Annotated in this window: 15 protein-coding genes and 1 pseudogene; 8 read left to right on the plus strand and 8 right to left on the minus strand. The window is 44.8% G+C overall.

All coding sequences use genetic code 11. From position 1 onward, the window contains the following. Positions 1-82: 82 nt before the first annotated feature. A complete protein-coding gene (locus tag QGN29_RS04545; RefSeq protein WP_310799495.1) occupies positions 83-598 on the plus strand; it encodes a thiamine phosphate synthase in 516 nt (171 codons plus the stop codon). Between the two features lie 115 nt (positions 599-713). Continuing rightward, positions 714-1,316: a DUF4136 domain-containing protein gene (locus QGN29_RS04550; protein ID WP_310799496.1), complete on the plus strand. Its 603-nt coding sequence runs from the start codon at positions 714-716 to the stop codon at positions 1,314-1,316. A gap of 51 nt (positions 1,317-1,367) precedes the next feature. Here the strand turns inward: QGN29_RS04550 and gshB are convergent, their stop codons facing one another. Genes gshB through rsmI form a run of 3 tightly spaced genes read right to left on the minus strand, consistent with a single transcriptional unit; the run spans position 1,368 to position 3,592 of the window. After that, positions 1,368-2,309: a glutathione synthase gene (gshB, locus tag QGN29_RS04555; RefSeq protein ID WP_310799497.1), complete on the minus strand. Its 942-nt coding sequence runs from the start codon at positions 2,307-2,309 to the stop codon at positions 1,368-1,370. Between the two features lie 48 nt (positions 2,310-2,357). Then, positions 2,358-2,708 carry a YraN family protein gene (locus QGN29_RS04560; protein ID WP_310799498.1) on the minus strand — a complete coding sequence of 117 codons (351 nt, stop codon included), beginning with the start codon at positions 2,706-2,708 and terminating at the stop codon, positions 2,358-2,360. Beyond that, a complete protein-coding gene (gene rsmI / locus QGN29_RS04565) occupies positions 2,705-3,592 on the minus strand; it encodes a 16S rRNA (cytidine(1402)-2'-O)-methyltransferase (protein WP_310799499.1) in 888 nt (295 codons plus the stop codon). The genes QGN29_RS04560 and rsmI overlap by 4 nt, the downstream gene beginning before the upstream one ends. 92 nt (positions 3,593-3,684) lie before the next feature. On the opposite strand from rsmI, the gene QGN29_RS04570 reads away from it, so the two are divergent. Beyond that, positions 3,685-5,157 (plus strand): penicillin-binding protein activator, encoded by a 1,473-nt coding sequence (locus QGN29_RS04570; RefSeq protein WP_310799500.1) that lies wholly within the window; start codon positions 3,685-3,687, stop codon positions 5,155-5,157. Here QGN29_RS04570 and hemW read toward each other — a convergent pair. From hemW to rph, 3 genes and pseudogenes are all read right to left on the minus strand, one after another. Further along, positions 5,126-6,322: a radical SAM family heme chaperone HemW gene (hemW, locus tag QGN29_RS04575; RefSeq protein ID WP_310799501.1), complete on the minus strand. Its 1,197-nt coding sequence runs from the start codon at positions 6,320-6,322 to the stop codon at positions 5,126-5,128. The genes QGN29_RS04570 and hemW overlap by 32 nt on opposite strands. Before the next feature lie 6 nt (positions 6,323-6,328). Then, positions 6,329-6,850: pseudogene (locus QGN29_RS04580) on the minus strand (non-canonical purine NTP pyrophosphatase); the annotation flags it as partial. Positions 6,851-6,930: 80 nt separating this feature from the next. Further along, on the minus strand, positions 6,931-7,656 hold the full coding sequence (gene rph, locus QGN29_RS04585) for a ribonuclease PH (RefSeq protein WP_310799503.1): 726 nt from the start codon (positions 7,654-7,656) through the stop codon (positions 6,931-6,933). Between the two features lie 98 nt (positions 7,657-7,754). Between rph and hrcA the strand changes: the two genes are divergently transcribed. The 3 genes from hrcA to QGN29_RS04600 all read left to right on the plus strand — a co-directional run bounded on the left by hrcA (position 7,755) and on the right by QGN29_RS04600 (position 9,959). Beyond that, complete coding sequence (hrcA, locus tag QGN29_RS04590) at positions 7,755-8,795, plus strand: heat-inducible transcriptional repressor HrcA (protein WP_310799504.1); 1,041 nt, start codon at positions 7,755-7,757, stop codon at positions 8,793-8,795. A gap of 16 nt (positions 8,796-8,811) precedes the next feature. Further along, positions 8,812-9,417, plus strand: coding sequence for a nucleotide exchange factor GrpE (gene grpE, locus QGN29_RS04595; protein ID WP_310799505.1), 606 nt, complete (start codon positions 8,812-8,814; stop codon positions 9,415-9,417). Between the two features lie 176 nt (positions 9,418-9,593). Then, positions 9,594-9,959 (plus strand): TerB family tellurite resistance protein, encoded by a 366-nt coding sequence (locus QGN29_RS04600; RefSeq protein ID WP_310799506.1) that lies wholly within the window; start codon positions 9,594-9,596, stop codon positions 9,957-9,959. A gap of 78 nt (positions 9,960-10,037) precedes the next feature. Here the strand turns inward: QGN29_RS04600 and dnaJ are convergent, their stop codons facing one another. Next, complete coding sequence (gene dnaJ, locus QGN29_RS04605) at positions 10,038-11,180, minus strand: molecular chaperone DnaJ (RefSeq protein ID WP_310799507.1); 1,143 nt, start codon at positions 11,178-11,180, stop codon at positions 10,038-10,040. Between the two features lie 74 nt (positions 11,181-11,254). Continuing rightward, positions 11,255-13,183 (minus strand): molecular chaperone DnaK, encoded by a 1,929-nt coding sequence (gene dnaK, locus QGN29_RS04610; protein WP_310799508.1) that lies wholly within the window; start codon positions 13,181-13,183, stop codon positions 11,255-11,257. A gap of 354 nt (positions 13,184-13,537) precedes the next feature. Between dnaK and lepB the strand changes: the two genes are divergently transcribed. Together lepB and QGN29_RS04620 are read left to right on the plus strand one after the other, a co-directional pair. Beyond that, entirely contained in the window at positions 13,538-14,278 is a 741-nt protein-coding gene (gene lepB / locus QGN29_RS04615; RefSeq protein WP_310799509.1) for a signal peptidase I, read from the plus strand. Beyond that, positions 14,278-14,766 carry a GNAT family N-acetyltransferase gene (locus QGN29_RS04620; protein ID WP_310799510.1) on the plus strand — a complete coding sequence of 163 codons (489 nt, stop codon included), beginning with the start codon at positions 14,278-14,280 and terminating at the stop codon, positions 14,764-14,766. The genes lepB and QGN29_RS04620 overlap by 1 nt, the downstream gene beginning before the upstream one ends. Positions 14,767-14,793: the final 27 nt, after the last annotated feature.

Below are 14,793 nucleotides of genomic sequence, written 5' to 3' on the forward strand. Positions count from 1 at the left end.
AGGAAACCATTTGATGGGCCTCTTCCCTGAAAAAATAGACCACCCTTTATGTGCGGCTGCTAATGTTAAGGGGTTGATTTATATGACAGATGAAAAACGCACAGGCCCTACGGAATTCATCATCCCTGAACTCCCAAAAAATACAGTTATTCTTTATAGAGAGTATGAAAAAATCAACAGGGCTGAGGAGGCCTCCAAGCTGCAATATCTATCACTTAGTGCAGGGTGTCGGTTTTTTGTAGCTGGAGATATCCCTCTTGCTCGCTCTTTGAATGCTGAAGGTGTCCATATCCCACACTGGCTACTTGAGACAGTTAAACAAGACGATCTTTTGGGTTTGAAAACGACTGTTGCTTGTCATGATCAACAGGCTTTACATCGCGCAGAAGAGCTCAAACTGACCATGGCTTTGGTCTCTCCCGTTTTCCCAACATCAAGCCATCCTGGGGCGCCGGTTCTTGGAATAGATATGTTGACCAACCTGAGTGCCAACGCCAAGATTGAACTTGCTGCGCTCGGGGGGATCACAAAAGACACAGCGCCCCTCTTAAAAAATCTTTCTCTTTCGGCAATAGCAGGTGTATCAGCGTTTGTTTAAAAAATCGTTCATTTCCTGTTCAGGCGTCCTCACTATACTTAGACTTGATGAGATTAATATTGACCCCTAAGACCGACACTATAGACTAGGGCGTTAAATATATCAGGGGATGATGATGAAAAAAATTAAACTAGTAACGGCAACAATGATGGCTTTTGCCCTTTCTGCTTGCCTCAATACCTTTAATAGTGATGTGACAACTTTCCATCAACTTCCCGCCGCAAAAGGGGAAAAGGTCAGCATTGTCCCAATAGACCCCTCTAAAGAAAAATCTTTGGAATTCGCCGCCTATGCTGCCCAAGTAGGTAAACAACTGACTCAGCTGGGCTATATCCCTGCCAAAGATGCAAAGCCGGACCTGATTGTTGGCCTTGATTATGGCATTAACGATGGCCGTGAAAAAATCTCAACAGTTCCCGCAGTTAACAGTCACCTTTTCTGGAATCGTTGGTATGGGTTTGGATATTGGCACCGGTATGACCCCTTCTTTGATGATAAATTTGATAACGAATTAAGAGCTAAAACGGTCTATAAAACCACGTTGAATTTGGAAATTCGCAATCCTGATGGCAGCAAACTCTACGAAGGTAGAGCGGAAAGTGAAACGAGAGACAATAGCTTGCCCGTCCTCGTTCCCAAATTGGTGGAAGCCATTTTCATCAACTTCCCAGGTGAATCAGGCAAAACAACAAAAGTAATTGTTAAGCCTGCTGAATAAATCTGATGTGACAACGGAAAAGAAGCGCCTCTTAGGGCGCTTTTTTTATGACTAAACTTTGCTTTCAACCGCGTCCCAAATCATTCCAGCTACATTCACACCCTCAAAGTCTTTAATCCCCATCAAGCCTGTCGGGGATGTGACATTAATTTCTGTAAGATAATCACCAATCACATCAATGCCTACAAACAACAAGCCCCGACGCTGCAACTCCGGCTTTAGGCGTTCGCAAATCTCGCGCTCTCTGTCAGTCAGGCCTGTTTTTGCGGCACGCCCCCCCACAGCTAAGTTAGATCGAACCTCTCCTTCCGCTGGGATGCGGTTGATTGCCCCAGCAACTTCACCGTCCACTAGGATGATACGTTTATCGCCGTATTTTACTTCTGGTAAAAATTGTTGAGCGATCAGCTGCTCACGAGAAGACGCAAAGAAAAGCTCTGTCAGGCTATGTAAATTGCTGTCTTCAGGGCGCAGATGAAAGACCCCAGCGCCGCCCATACCATAAAGAGGTTTGACAATAATATCCCCGTATTTTTTTCGGAAAGCTTCGATATCACCGACATGGCGTGTGATCATAGTTGCTGGCATTAAATCACGGTACTGGGTGACAAAAAGCTTCTCTGGAGCGTTTCTTACCTCAACAGGATTATTAATAACCAATGTTTGATCTGCAATTAACTCTAAAAGGTGCGTGATTGTAATATAGTGCATATCAAAAGGAGGGTCTTGACGCATTTGGATCACATCGACATCTTGAGCAAGGTCCAAACGAATGGGGTCCCCAAAAGTATAATGATCCCCCTCTTCATATCGGACAGTTACCGGATGGGCATGCGCTGTCACTTTTCCTTCTTCATACGTCAGAGCATCAGGGAGATAATGATAAAGAGTATGACCCCTAGATTGAGCCTCCTCCATTAATGCAAAAGTGCTATCCCCTGCAAGATTAAGCCCGTCCATAGGGTCCATCTGAAATGCAATATTTAAAGCCATACTCTGTTCCTCGCTTTTAATTTATACTCTATATAAGGATAAAACCCTCTAGCGCCAAGCTGCCTCTATATGTTTCACAAAAAAATGATCGTCTGCCTTAACCATCGCATCAAATCTTACCGCCCCTTTATGATAAATTTTTTGACAATAAAGCAGGGCGGCTCTCTTAATTCTATCTTTTTGTCTATAGCTAATAGAGGCTAGTCCAGCATCAATTGTGGCCCGCGCTTTAACTTCAACAAAAACGAGGAGATGACCCTGTTTTGCAATTAAATCAATCTCGCCAACAGGTGTTTTATACCGTTGCTCTAAAATTTTATACCCTTTGAAGCGGAGGGTCCAAGCGGAATATCGTTCAGCCCACCGGCCTTTTTGCTCAGCTCTTCTCCGCTGTCTCACCGGTCTTTCATTTCTAAGGCTTTTTTGTACAAGTCTTTTTTCTTTTCACCTGTGAGAGAAGCAACAAAAGCACTGGCATCTTTCACGGAAAGATAGGTCAAAGCTTTAGTGAGAAGAGTTTCAGAATCCAACCCAATTTGCTCTGCTTTGCTCTGTGCAGCTGCACGGTCGATCACCAAAACCACCTCTCCTTTTGGATTGCCTACTTCTTCATAATAAGCGATCAATTCATTTAAAGGGCCCCTTTTTACTTCTTCAAATTTTTTTGTCAGCTCTCGGCATACTGCCGCTTGTCGCGACCCAAGAATTTGTTCAGCGTCTTTCAAACTCTCTGTTAAACGGCGAGCACTTTCATAAAAAACAAGGGTTGCCTGATTGTCTTTGACACTCTCGTAAAAACTCTGACGTGCGCCAGATTTATTAGGAGGAAAACCCGCGAAAAGAAAACGATCTGTGGGCATGCCTGACAAGGTTAAAGCCATTATCATTGCAGAGGGTCCAGGGCAGGCTGTGACATAATAGCCCTCTTCCTGAGCTTCATGGACAAGCTTATATCCAGGATCTGAAATGAGGGGTGTACCTGCATCACTGACCAGAGCGACAATCTCACCGCGGTCCATTGCATCCATAATTTTTGGCCGTTGGAGGTCACCATTATGTTCATGATAAGCAATTAATCGAGACTTTACACCATAAGCGGTTAAAAGCTTTGCTGTGACACGCGTGTCTTCACAGGCAATAAGATCCGCTTGTTTCAGTGTTTTTAACGCTCGTGAAGATAAATCACCTAAATTTCCAATTGGTGTTGAAACGATATATAAGCCACTACGTAGGTGATCTTCTATCAATCGATCTTGTTTAAAACTATTTTCATCACTTGCCATAATTTCATCCCTGAAATATTGTCTACTCACGGTATGGCGCTGATTTGATCAGCTCGCAAGTTTTTTTGTGGTTAACGATAGGAATAGCCTAGATGGCAAACACTAATAAACCTTTGTTTTTTCTCTTCCTGATTCCTATTCTCATCCTTCTGAGCGGTTGCGGCGGTGAAACGCGCCCTGAACCAAAAAGATCAACTCTTCATACCCCCCCGCCAGCAGAAGTTCTGACAAAGATAGACGGGGATCAAAGTGAAGACGAATTAGACGCATCGGCACCACTCCAACCTCTTTTGACTGACACATCAAAGATTAACGTGGCAGTCCTCTTGCCCCTTTCTGGCGCAAATAAGGAAATTGGCAGTGCTATGTTAAATGCTGTGATGATGGCCTTATTTGACAGCTATGACCCACGCATCACCCTCTTTCCTTTTGATACTAAAGGGACATCGGCTGGGGCTGTACAGGCAGCTGAGCGTGCCATAGACATCAAAGCAAGAATTGTGATTGGTCCACTTTTGTCGAACAATGTGCAAGCGGCAGGGCATGTCCTTTCCCAAGATAACATCCCGCTCATTGGCTTATCCAATGATCGTCGCGTTGCCGCACGCAATCGCTACCTTCTTGGATTCTTACCTGAAAGCGAAGTAGACCGAGTAGTGTCTTATGCGCTCTCTCAAAACAAAAAAAAGATGGCGGCTCTTATTCCTGAAAATGCCTATGGTGATCGAGTTCTATCTCGTTTTGGACGCTCACTCGACACTTTTGGTGGTGAAATTAAAGCCGTTGAAACTTACCCAATTGATGCAGATAATGTTCAGGAGTCTGTACGCCGCGTGAGTAATTATGATCGTAGACGACGGGACTATCAGGCGGAAATTAATTTTCTTCGCGGTCTACAACGCGATTTATCAGACCGTATTGCAGCAGACCTAGCACGCGCCGAACAAATTCAAGAGCCTGATTTTGACGCCATCCTCATCCCTGAAGGGGGAGATTTGCTTAGAACTCTTGTGCCTCTCCTACCTTTTTATGAGGTAGACCCTAAAAAGATTCAATTCATGGGTACAGGATTGATGAATGATCCTGATATTATGAACGACCCCCCTCTTCAAGGCACTTGGTTTGCAGGCATTCCTCCCCAAAACCTTGCGGCTTTCACTACACGCTATGAACAAACATTTAACGAGTCACCTCCTAGACTAGCCTCGTTGGCATATGACGCAATGGGATTGGTGGCAACTGTCTTGAGAAATGCGCTTGAAGAAAGACTACAAAGCGACAAAAGCACATCACCTATTGAGAGTTCAAGTGACCCAATTTTTACATATAAGACACTTGAAAACGCTCAAGGGTTTATGGGGGTGAATGGACTTTTCCGTTTCTTGCCTGATGGCACGAACGAGCGGATGCTTGCAATCCTTGAGATTAATAGTCGAGGGTTAAGGGTTGTGGATACAGCCCCAGCTCAATTCCCTGCCTTTGGCTATATCCTGCAAACTGTTGAAGATAACCAATTGATGGGTCAACCCCCAACTAAAGAAGAATCTTCTCCAGAAGGTGATTAAGCACAGGCAGGCCGTGTCTGGTCAGTTTAACAGAGGACTCTGACACTGTTATATATAATGGATCTAAGTGATCCTTATTGAGAAGTGTCAGCACATCACAGCCAAAAATTAGCCGGAATTTGGCGCGATTTATCCCCTCGGTTAACCGCAGCCCCATCATAACAGCCTCAATCATTCGGTCCTCATGATTAATTGGATCTACATGGCCAGTCCCCACCCCTTTCAGGGCAACTTGTTTAACCCAATCTTCAGGGCGCTTCATTTGAAAATGTGCTTGAGAGAATATCTCTGTCTGTAGGGGGCCAGGAGCACGCCCATGAGCCCCAGGACCAAGGCCAAGATATGGATCCCCTTGCCAGTAAGCGAGGTTATGCTGACTTTCTTGTCCGAGACCCGCATGATTTGAAATCTCATATGCAGGTAACCCTGCTGCGTTTGTGATGTCTTGAGTGAGGGCATATAAGTCCGCTGCCGCATCTTCATCAGGTAATGAAAATTGGCCCCGTTCATATTGATGATGAAAAGCGGTGCCTTCTTCAATGGTTAATTGATAAAGCGACAAATGCGATAAATCAAAGTCGAGAGCACGCCGCAGCTCATCTTCCCAGGAGTGATCTCTAAAATCAGGCCGTGCATAGATTAGATCAATGGAAACACGATCAAAAATTGAGCGCGCAATTTTTAAAGCAGCCAACGCTTCCTCGCTAGAGTGCAACCGCCCTAAAAACTTTAAGGCGTCATTATGAAGGCTTTGCACGCCCATAGAGAGACGATTCACACCTGCAGCTTTATATCCTTGAAAACGACTGGCTTCCACACTTGATGGGTTGGCCTCTAAGGTCACCTCAATAGAAGAACTTACCCCCCATGCTTGATCAATATCGTTGATGAGTTGTGCCACTGTCGCCGCTTCCATTAACGAGGGTGTTCCCCCGCCGAAGAAAATACTTTTAGGCTTCAGGTTTGGAAAGAGCCTCGCAAAACTTTTGACTTCGAAGGAAAAAGACTTTCGCCACTCTTCCTGGTCAACACTATCTCTCACATGGCTGTTAAAGTCACAGTAAGGACATTTTTTAAGACAGAAAGGCCAATGAATATAAAGAGCTGCAGGCCCTGCGTACTCTGAGGCCTGCAACGGCGTTTGATTATAAGCTGTGCGAACCAACTTTTCCTACTTTCTAAAACAAGCCGAAATGAGTTGCTGAAAAGCGTCCGCACGGTGGGACATGGCGTGTTTTTCCTGCGGCTCCATTTCAGCAAAGGTTATGGCATGGCCATTTGGTACAAAAATAGGATCATACCCAAACCCTTTTTTGCCGCGCATCGGCCATGTTAGAGTTCCAAAAACTTTACCTTCAAAACTTTCCATATGCCCATCAGGCCATGCAAGTGTTAAAGCACAGACAAAATGAGCGCCCTTGCTCTGGTCCCCCACTTCTGACATGACCCTTTGCATCGCCACAGAAAAATCCTTGGTTGGCCCTGCATAGCGGGCACTATAGATCCCTGGGGCTCCGTCAAGTGCATCAACGGAGAGACCACTGTCATCTGAAAGAGCAGGTAAACCTGAAGCCTTCGCGGCTGCTAATGCTTTAATTTGGGCATTGCCAATAAAAGTATCTGCATCTTCAACAGGCTCAGGCAAGTCAAGATCACCTGCTGAAATTGTTTCAACTCCGAACGGGGCTAGTAATTCACCAATTTCACGCACTTTGCCTTTGTTATGGCTGGCGATAACTAATCTAGAATCTGAAAAGTAACGCTGCGACATTCTTATTTCCCAATCGCTTTGAGCTGGGCTTTCTCAATAGATTGACAGCCGATACGAGCTAACCGCATAAGGCGTAAAAACTCTTCTTCAGAGAAAGGCTCTTCTTCTGCAGTACTTTGAATCTCTACAATGCCGCCTTTCCCTGTAAGAACAAAATTAGCATCCGTTTCGGCTGCGCTATCCTCAGGATAATCCAGATCTAAAACTGCCGCCCCCTCATAAATACCGCAGCTGATCGCCTGAATTGTATCTGTGAAAGGAATACTGTTTAAATACCCTTCATTATAGGCCCATTCAAAACACTGATAAAGCGCCACATAAGCGCCCGATATTGAGGCTGTTCTTGTGCCACCATCAGCTTGAATAACATCACAATCAATGCGTATTTGCTTCTCGTTCATTTTTGATAAATCAACAACAGCGCGCATTGACCGTCCAATCAACCGTTGAATCTCTTGTGTACGACCTGACTGCTTTCCGGATGTTACTTCACGGCGCATGCGACTATGTGTGGAGCGGGGTAACATACCATATTCTGCGGTGATCCACCCTTTCCCTGTATCTCTTAACCAACTGGGGGCTTTGTCTTCGAAGCTTGCGGTTACAAGAACATGAGTATCTCCAAATTTGACAAAACAGCTGCCCTCCGCATGTTTGGCAAACCCTGGGATCATTTCGATAGAGCGCATTTCATCGACGCGACGACCTGATGGACGAGTAACTGACATAAGAATTTCCTTGGTTTTTGCTAATTATTAGGTTTTCTTTTATTTAGACCTTTCGCAAACTCTTGGCAACGGGCGTCTTACCTATTACATAAAGAATTATGAAACTTAGTGAATTAAATGATCGATCCCAATTTATCTTTCGCCATATTGTCGAGAGCTACCTTGACACGGGAGACCCTGTGGGATCGCGCACCTTGTCAAAAGCGGATGGAATTTCAGTCTCCCCTGCGACAGTACGAAATGTCATGGCTGACCTTGAAGAGGTAGGCTTGTTAATGAGCCCTCATACCTCTGCAGGCCGTATTCCAACAGAGTCCGGGCTGCGGTTATTTGTTGACGGTCTGATGCAGGTGGGCGGCCTCACAGAAGAAGAAAGAGAGTCGATTAAAGGACAATGCAACGCTACAGGTCAAAGTTTTGATGCAACCCTTTCGGACGCCACCAAAGCGCTTGCGGGTCTTTCTAATTGTGCCTCTATGGTGATGGCCCCAAAAGAGGACGATCTTTTGATCCGTCATATAGAATTCGTTCCACTGGGCTCTGGCCAAGCTCTAGTTGTATTAGTGGGCGAAGATGGCAGTGTAGAAAATCGTATTATAAACCTACCTCTCGGCTTGCCGGCCCCCGCGTTGGTTCAGGCGGGTAATTATATGAGCGCCCGCCTAGCAGGAAAAACTCTTGATCAAGCAAAACGACAAATCAATCAGGAGTTAATACAACGCCAGCAAGAGATTGATACCCTCACAGCAACTGTCATTGAAAAAGGCCTTGCAGTCCTCAGTGAAAATACAAGTGGTGAACCCATGTTAATTGTATCCGGGACAAGTCATTTACTCAAAGACGACGAATCAATTGAAAATATGGATCGCCTAAAACTTCTTTTTGACGAACTTGAAAATAAAAAAGAACTTGTCAATTTGCTCTCAGCAGCGCAAACAGGCGCTGGTACACGGATTTTTATTGGGTCTGAGAGCAATTTATTTTCACTTTCGGGTTCAAGTCTTGTAATTAGTCCCTATATGAATGGGGCAAATAAAATTGTTGGTGTCGTCGGTGTGATTGGCCCAACACGTTTAAATTATGCTCGTATAATTCCTATGGTGGATTATACGGCTAAAGTAATAACAAAAATGTTGTAAAGTTAGAGTTAGTCACATGACCGAAGAAACAAAGAATGATCTCCCTGAGAATGAAGAAGTTGAGGTAAAGGCCCCTTCTGAAGAAACAGAAGCGCCTGCAGAAGAGAGCTCTGTTGAAGAAGATGCTGTTGATCCTGTTGAGGCCTTAACTATAGAAGTAGCAGACCTGAAAGATCGCCTCCTGAGAGCCATGGCTGAAACTGAAAATGTTCGCCGCCGTGCAGACCGTGATAAAACAGATGCCAGCGCTTATGCTGTCACCGGTTTCGCCCGTGATATGCTAGATGTTGCCGATAATTTAGGCCGTGCATTGGACAGTCAGCCAGATGAGATTGCCGATGATATGACTCCTTTTGTTGAAGGGGTTGATATGACAAAAAGAAACCTCCTACAGACTTTAGAAAAACATGGCATCAAAGAAGTAAATCCAGAGATTGGTGAAAAATTTGATCCCAATTTACACCAAGCTATGTTCGAAGTCCCTGTTCCGCCAGAAAACCCCGGAGGGGCTGTAATGCAGGTTGTTGCAAAAGGCTATGTCATTAAAGATCGCTTACTTCGCCCTGCGATGGTCGGCGTCTCTAAAGCCGCGCCTGCACAAAAGGTTGATCAAGAAGCTTAAGAATGATTTAGACGTCAGTAAAGACACATCGAAAGCCCTGCCTAGTGCGGGGCTTTTTCTTTTCCGTGAACAAATCTCCCCCAAGAGCTTCACAACTGTTGACAGCAGCCACGTTCTGCTGAATAGTTAGGAAAATCTTCTTATACATACTTTTTAGGCATACTGAGGAGGGCCCAATGAGTTTAACGCTACAGCAAGAAGCCGTATTAAAAACAATTTCTGTTATGACCCATGTTGACACCAACATTCATCCCGTTGAAGTGGAAATGGTTCAGGATATTATGAAACAAGATGTTGGGGTAGAGGTTGAATCTAAAGACGTTTATATCGCAGCAAAATCAGAATATATCGATGATGAAGATGTAGATAAATATCTTAAATCCATTAGAAAAGAATTAGGCGCTGATGATAAAGCACTTATCATTCGATCGTTAAAAAAAGTGGTTCTTGCGGATGGCAAGGCTCATAGTTATGAGCTAACGCTTTTCAATAAAGTGTGTGCAGCTCTAGAATACACACCTGCAGATATTATTCAGCTTTAAATTAATTCTATCGCAAAAGAAAAAGCCCCATCATCTCCTGATGGGGCTTTTTTATATTCAAACTCAAACAGCCTTCGCTTAATCAACAAATAAGTCTTTCACTTTGTCAAAAAAGCCTTTGGTTTGTGGTGATACCTCATCACCGCCTTCTCGAGCGAACTCCTCAAGAATTTCACGCTGTGCAGAAGATAAGTTGGTTGGTGTTTCAACCGCAGCTTCCAAAATCATATCGCCTACAAATCCTCCTGAATTTAAAGCTGGCATCCCCTTGCCCCGCAAGCGAAACTGACGGCCCGACTGAGTTCCTTCAGGCACCTTAACAGAAACACGGCCTCCGCCAATTGTGGGGACCTCAATCTTACCGCCAAGAGCGGCTGTCGTCATTGGAATAGGGACTTCACAAAAAAGCATCTCAGCATCGCGTTTGAAGATTTGATGAGGCTGAACACTCAAGAAAATATATAGGTCTCCAGTAGGCCCGCCTCTTAAGCCAGCTTCGCCACTGCCGCCGATGCGCAACCGTGTTCCGTCTTCTACCCCTTTTGGAATATTAACTTCTAATGTTTTTTCTTTAGAAATCCGACCCGCACCTGAACAAGGTCGGCAAGGGTTCTTAATGATCATACCCTGACCACCACATGAGTGGCAGGTGCGCTCTACCATGAAAAAGCCTTGGCTGGCACGCACTTTTCCGTGACCGCCGCACGTACCACAAACTTCTGGCTGACTGCCTTTTTCGGCGCCTGATCCACTACACTCACCGCAACTTTCAGACGTTGGCACGGTAATTTGTTCTTGCTTACCTGAAAAAGCGTCTTCAAGGCTAATTTCCATATTATAACGAAGGTCAGACCCGCGTGTAGCGCTTTGACCACCAGGCCCCCGCCGTCTTCGACCGCCGCCGCCCATGCCACCGCCAAAAAACTCTTCAAAAATGTCGCCGAAATCAAATCCTTCTTGGCCGCCAAAACCACCGCGGCCGCCGCCCATGCCGCCCTCAAAGGCTGCATGACCATATTGATCATAAGCCGCACGCTTTTCAGCATCTTTTAGAACATCATACGCTTCGTTAATTTCTTTGAATTTTGCTTCAGCCTCTTCATCACCAGGATTACGGTCTGGGTGATATTTCATTGCCTTTTTACGATAAGCAGACTTCAGCGTTTTATCGTCCGCGCTGCGGTCTACCTCTAATAATTCATAAAAGTCTTTTTTGGACATCAGTAATCTCTCTAGACCAAGAAACGCCACCACAAAGTGTAGCAGCGTTATCTTGTCTATCTTTCAAAAGGCATTTAGTCTTTCTTGTTGCCGTCAACTTCTTCGAAGTCAACATCAACAACATCATCTTCAGGGGCACCGTCTTGAGCCTCACCAGCTTGTGAAGGATCAAATCCTTCAGCGCCGCCAGCTTCAGATTGCTGTGCTTTATAGATCTCTTCACCGAGTTTCATAGAGGCTTGCGCCAATGCTTCCGTCTTTGCTTTGATCTCTTCTGCATCATCCCCCTCAAGGGCTGTTTTCAATTCAGCAATTGCTGTTGTAATCGCCGCCTTGTCTTCTTCACCAATCTTATCTCCGTGCTCTTCAAGAGATTTCTCAGTGCTGTGGACAAGAGCTTCCCCTTGGTTTTTCGCTTCGACAGCCTCTTTACGCTTTTTATCTTCTTCAGCGTTCGCTTCAGCGTCTTTTACCATGCTTTCAATATCATCATCGCTTAGACCGCCCGATGCTTGGATACGGATTTGTTGCTCTTTGCCTGTGCCTTTATCTTTTGCACTCACAACAACCAAACCGTTGGCATCAATATCAAAAGTCACTTCAATTTGCGGTACACCGCGTGGCGCTGGTGGAATACCTACAAGGTCAAACTGACCGAGAATTTTATTGTCTGCAGCCATTTCACGTTCCCCTTGGAAAACGCGCAGTGTCACAGCGCCTTGATTATCTTCTGCTGTAGAGAAAATCTGAGACTTTTTCGCTGGAATTGTTGTATTCCGGTCAATCAATCGGGTGAAGACACCGCCAAGTGTTTCAATACCAAGAGAAAGAGGCGTTACATCAAGAAGAAGGACATCTTTCACATCCCCTTGCAGAACGCCCGCCTGAATAGCCGCGCCCATCGCAACAACTTCATCAGGGTTCACACCTTTATGCGGCTCTTTTCCAAAGAAACCTTGAACAACTTCTTGAATTTTTGGCATCCGTGTCTGACCGCCCACAAGAATAACATCATCAATTTCGCCTGCAGAAATACCGGCGTCAGACAATGCTTTTTTGCATGGCTCAAGTGTCCGCTTTACAAGATCTTCTACAATACTCTCAAGTTTCGCGCGTGATAATTTAAGCTGCAAGTGCTTTGGACCTGAGGCATCGGCTGTAATAAAAGGTAGGTTTACTTCTGTTTGTGTAGACGACGACAGCTCGATTTTTGCTTTCTCTGCTGCTTCTTTTAAGCGCTGGAGAGCTAATTTATCGCTCTTTAGGTCAATGCCATTTTCCTTTTTGAATTCTTCAGCGAAATATTGAACAAGACGCATGTCAAAATCTTCACCACCTAGGAATGTGTCACCGTTTGTAGACTTCACTTCGAAAACACCGTCAGCAATTTCGAGAATTGATACGTCAAATGTACCGCCGCCAAGGTCATAAACAGCAATTGTATGGCTGGCTTCTTTTTCAAGGCCGTACGCAAGGGCAGCCGCTGTAGGCTCATTGATAATTCTTAGAACTTCAAGGCCTGCGATTTTACCTGCATCTTTTGTCGCTTGACGTTGAGCATCATTAAAATAAGCAGGAACAGTAATAACCGCCTGATCGACAGGCTCCCCAAGATAGGCTTCTGCTGTTTCTTTCATTTTTGTCAGAATCATTGCAGAAATTTGAGAAGGACTATAGTTTTCGCCTTTGGCTTTAACCCACGCGTCTCCGTTATCCGCTTTAACAATGTCATAAGGCACCATGTCGATGTCTTTTTTAGTTGTCGGATCATTAAAGGTACGACCAATAAGACGTTTAATTGCGAAAAGAGTGTCAGTCGGGTTTGTGACCGCTTGACGTTTTGCGCTTTGACCAACAAGGCGTTCCCCATCGTCTGTGAACCCAACCATTGACGGGGTTGTCCGTGCGCCTTCAGAGTTTTCGATTACTTTTGGCTTTGAGCCATCCATGATAGAGACACAAGAGTTTGTTGTCCCCAAATCAATACCAATTACTTTACCCATTTTTCTACCTTTTGACTTTTCCTCGGCGATCTATGGCTTGCCCATATAGGCGCATGGCCTAGACCCCTCGGGTAGTTAATTACTAATTACATGTGCAAGACACGCTTGCTTCAGGGCCTATATAGGGAGCAGCAATCCTTGTCGCAAGGGCTAAAATCGTAAAATAGTTGCAGTTTTTTATTTTATTTTTGAAAAAACAGCTTATTTAGGGGTCGAAACACTAAAAATGGCTTAAATGTCACACAAAATGTGTAAGCAATAGTCAGCAAAGATAGAAATCGTGCCTTTTGGTTGCCACTTTTGTTTTATATCGCCTAACTATACAGACAATAATTAATTATCGGATTCTTTTTTATGATCAGCAAGGAAACTAAAAACCTCATCAAGGATATCGTCTATATCGTTGCCTTCTTCCTTGTCTTCATAACGTTCGGCTGGATAGCCTTCCATATTCCGTCCAGCAGCATGGAACCAACCCTGGAAGTTGGGGATCGAATTTTTGTTTCTAAGTGGGCTTATGGGTACAATCGCTATAGTGTGCCAGGCGACCCCAGCTTCATCGGAGAAGGGCGCCTTTTTGAAGACATGCCTAGTCGCGGAGAAGTGGCTGTCTTTACAAAAAAGGGCGTAGATTATATTAAGCGCGTGATCGGTGTTCCTGGGGATAAAATCCAAGTCAAAGAAGGGCGCCTTTATATCAACGGTGTTCGGGTTCATAGAACGTTAATTCGTGAAGTTGATTATATTGACTACCGAGGCATTCCAAGAAGTATGAAAGAATATAATGAAACCCTCCCATCAAGTGAGGGGGGGGAGCCTGTTATTCACCGCATTTATGAAGCGTCTGATTATAACGATAATGACGACACCGTTGTTTTTACTGTGCCTGCAGATCATTTTTTTATGATGGGGGATAACCGCGATGTTTCCAAAGATAGTCGAGCAATGTGGAATGGAATTGGCTTCATCAGGAAAGAAGAGCTTGTTGGCCGTGCCCAAGTCACAACATTTAGTCTCTATGATTGTGATCAAGGAAAGCCCATTTATTGTCCAATGAGTGTGCCGCTCGGTCGATTCTTTAATGTGATTGACTAATGACAGAGGCGCTATCTATCCGCTTTGCCACACGAGAAGATGTACCTATCATTTTTTCATTTATCAAAGCCTTAGCAGACTACGAAAAACTCAGCCATGAGGTTGTCGCCTCAGAATCAGATATTGATCATTCCCTTTTCGGAGCACCACAAGGTCAGCCCGAAGTTATCCTTGCACGCCTAAACGGCAAAGATGTTGGCTTCGCGCTTTTTTTCCATAACTACTCAACTTTTTTAGGTCGCAAGGGAATATATTTAGAAGACCTTTTTGTCTTGCCTGAATACAGAGGAAAAGGTGTCGGTAAAAATCTTCTCTCCCGCTTAGCAGCCATTGCCGTTGAACGCGACTGTGGTCGACTGGAATGGTCTGTCCTGGATTGGAACACCCCAAGTATAGAGTTTTATAAATCCCTTCACGCTGAAGCTATGGATGAATGGACTGTCTATCGACTGACGGGCGATGCTCTTAAAAATTTGTCTCAACTGTGATAGACTATCTCAAACAAGGAGAGTGTT

The sequence above is a fragment of the Temperatibacter marinus genome, from assembly GCF_031598375.1.
GTDB classification, from domain to species: domain Bacteria; phylum Pseudomonadota; class Alphaproteobacteria; order Sphingomonadales; family Kordiimonadaceae; genus Temperatibacter; species Temperatibacter marinus.